The organism is uncultured Caulobacter sp., assembly GCF_947036865.1.
GTDB lineage: Bacteria > Pseudomonadota > Alphaproteobacteria > Caulobacterales > Caulobacteraceae > Caulobacter.
The window spans coordinates 1-2,738 of record NZ_CAMQSF010000095.1 but is presented as its reverse complement, the minus strand read 5'-3'; the positions used below and the strand labels follow the sequence as shown (position 1 = coordinate 2,738).

General features: G+C 66.2%; 2 protein-coding genes and 1 pseudogene. 1 reads left to right on the top strand and 2 read right to left on the bottom strand.

Annotated features, from left to right (window positions below):
• Positions 1-235, bottom strand: a 235-nt coding sequence (locus Q0V34_RS20795; protein WP_297516317.1) for a hypothetical protein, incomplete at its 3' end; no start/stop codon positions are given.
• 351 nt (positions 236-586) lie between these two features.
• Between Q0V34_RS20795 and Q0V34_RS20790 the strand changes: the two genes are divergently transcribed.
• Entirely contained in the window at positions 587-2,518 is a 1,932-nt protein-coding gene (locus tag Q0V34_RS20790) for a methyl-accepting chemotaxis protein (protein ID WP_297516315.1), read from the top strand.
• A 98-nt stretch (positions 2,519-2,616) separates the two neighbouring features.
• On the opposite strand, the pseudogene Q0V34_RS20785 reads toward Q0V34_RS20790, so the two are convergent.
• Positions 2,617-2,738 (bottom strand): annotated as a pseudogene (locus Q0V34_RS20785) (hypothetical protein); the annotation flags it as partial.

Genomic DNA, 2,738 nt, shown 5'->3' with positions numbered 1-2,738 from the left:
ACATGGCGGCCTTGTCGAAACCCTTGCCCGCGGCGCTGTTGTCGACGACCTTGCACTCCGACAGCTTGCCGTCGGCGGCGGTGCATTCCAGCATCACCTGGGCCGCGTCGCGCGTATTGGCGTACTGCTGCAGGCAGCGCCCCATCTGGTCTTCAAAACCGCCGGCGGCCGAAGCGGCCTGGGCGACGAAAAAGCTGCCGGCGATTCCCGCGGCAATAGCGATCGGATATTTCATCCCGCTGCTCCTAGTAGTCCTAGTAGAGTGATGCCGCCACGCGGACGACGCGCCCTTAAGACGCATCCGCTTTCTCTCAGATCGAAGTTAAGAGAGTCTGAGTCCCGGCGCGCTATTGATGGCTTACTTGCGGATAACCATGCGCAGGTCTGGCGGCGCCGATTTAACCTGAGATGGTGTGACAGTTCAGAGACGACACGCCTGCGACGAAATGTCCATCCTGGCAAGTCTGGCCAAAGATATGTCCAATTGCCTTTAACCAAGTCAGAGTCTGTTAGGACTCTCTGGCGATTATCCCGCTTCAGTTTGGCGATCCGTGGGCACGGAACGCTGGTTGGAGGGGACCTCGCGATGAAACGGATCCGTCTCGTCGATCTACCGTTGATCATCAAGATCGGCTTCGCGCCGGCCTTCGCTTTGCTTGTGCTGGCTTTGATGGCCGGTGGCTCGCTCATGGTTCAGAAAAGCCAGTCGGCGGCTCTGAAGCAGGTCGTCGAGAACGACATGCGCGAGAACATGGAGATCCAGAAGATCTCCAAGCGCATCTCGAACATCAACGGTGAGCTCTACACCGTGATGACTCACAAGGCGGGCAATATCGACGTCGCCAAGAACGACGCGCGCATGGCCGCCGTGCTGACCGAGACCGACGCGGTCAAGAAGGAGCTGGGCAACCTGAAGGCCAAGCTGCCGGCCGCCGAACAGCCGAAGATCGCGGAACTGATCAAGCAGCTCGACGAGTGCCGCAGCGCCATCGACACGGTCAGCGGCATGATCGGCGTCGACTTCAACATGGCCGTCGGCTTCATCGCGCCGTTCGAGGAACAGTACGCGAAGATGACCGCCACGCTGGATCAGGTCGTCGCCGCCGCCAACAAGCGCGTCGAGGCCGAGAGCGCCAAGCGCCAGGCCGAAGCCACGGCCGCGATGAGCGTCACGATCACCATGTCGCTGCTGACGCTGGCCGGCGTCGCGGGTCTGGCCTGGTTCACGGTGACCACCACCCGCAAGTCGATCAACGACATCGCCGCCGCCACGGACAAGCTGTCCAAGGGCGACAACGCCATCGACCTGGAGCGGATGACGCGCGGCGACGAGCTGGGCGCCATCGTCACGGCCCTGAAGGTGTTCCGCGACAACCAGCAGCACCTGGAGCAACTGCGCGCCGAGCAGGAGAAGTCCGCCGCCCTGACGGCCGACGAGCGCCGTGCCAAGGAAGCCGCCGCCGCGGCCGCCGCCCAGGAGGCCTCGACCGTCGTCAGCAACCTGGCCATGGGCCTGGAAAAGCTGGCCTCGGGCGACCTGACCTTCCGCGTCACCGCCGACTTCCCCGGCGAATATCGCAAGCTGAAGGACGACTTCAACGCCGCCATGGGCTCGCTGCAGGAGACGATGAAGGTCATCGCCGCCTCGACCGACGGCCTGCGCACCGGCGCCGACGAGATCGCCCACGCCTCCGACGACCTGTCGCGTCGCACCGAGCAACAGGCCGCCAGCCTGGAACAGACCGCCGCCGCCCTCGACGAGCTGACCGCCACCGTGCGCCGCACGGCCTCGGGCGCGCGTCAGGCCTCCGACGTCGTCTCCACGACCCGTGGCGAAGCGACGCATAGCGGCCAAGTCGTCCACCAGGCAGTCTCGGCCATGGGCGAGATCGAGAACTCGTCCAAGCAGATCAGCCAGATCATCGGGGTCATCGACGAGATCGCTTTCCAGACCAACCTTCTGGCCCTGAACGCCGGCGTCGAGGCCGCGCGGGCGGGCGAGGCCGGCCGCGGCTTCGCGGTGGTCGCCCAGGAAGTCCGGGCGCTGGCCCAGCGCTCGGCCGAAGCGGCCAAGGAGATCAAGGCTCTGATCTCCAGCTCCACCCAGCAGGTCAGCCAGGGCGTCAGCCTGGTCGGTCAGACGGGCGAGGCGCTGCAGCGGATCGTGGCGAAGGTTGGCGAGATCGACGCCCTGGTCACCGAGATCGCCGCCTCGGCCGCCGAGCAGGCGACCGGCCTGAACGAAGTGAACACCGCCGTGAACCAGATGGACCAGGTCACTCAGCAGAACGCCGCCATGGTCGAGCAGACGACGGCCGCGACCCATGCGTTGAAGGGCCAGGCGTCCGAACTGGTCAAGGAGGTGGGCATGTTCTCCATCTCGGCGCGTCGCTCGGCGGCGCCGGCGGCGAGAGCCGAGACGCGGGCCGCCCCGGCGCCCGCCTCCGCTCCGGCTCGGCGCGCCGCGTCGACCGGACGCGCCGCGACGGCGGTCAAGGAGGCCTGGGAGGAGTTCTGAGGCGAGCGGCTAGGGCGCGACCCGTGCCGCGCACAGCAAAACGCCCTCGCCGACCGGAGCGGCGAGGGCGTTGTGTTCCCCAGGAAGGGATCGATCGCTTACGCGCCGCCCGGGAAGCGGAACGGAACCTTCACGGTGCCGGTCTTGCCGCCCATCGGCAGCTTTTCGGCGATGCACATGGCGGCCTTGTCGAAACCCTTGCCCGCGGCGCTGTTGTCGA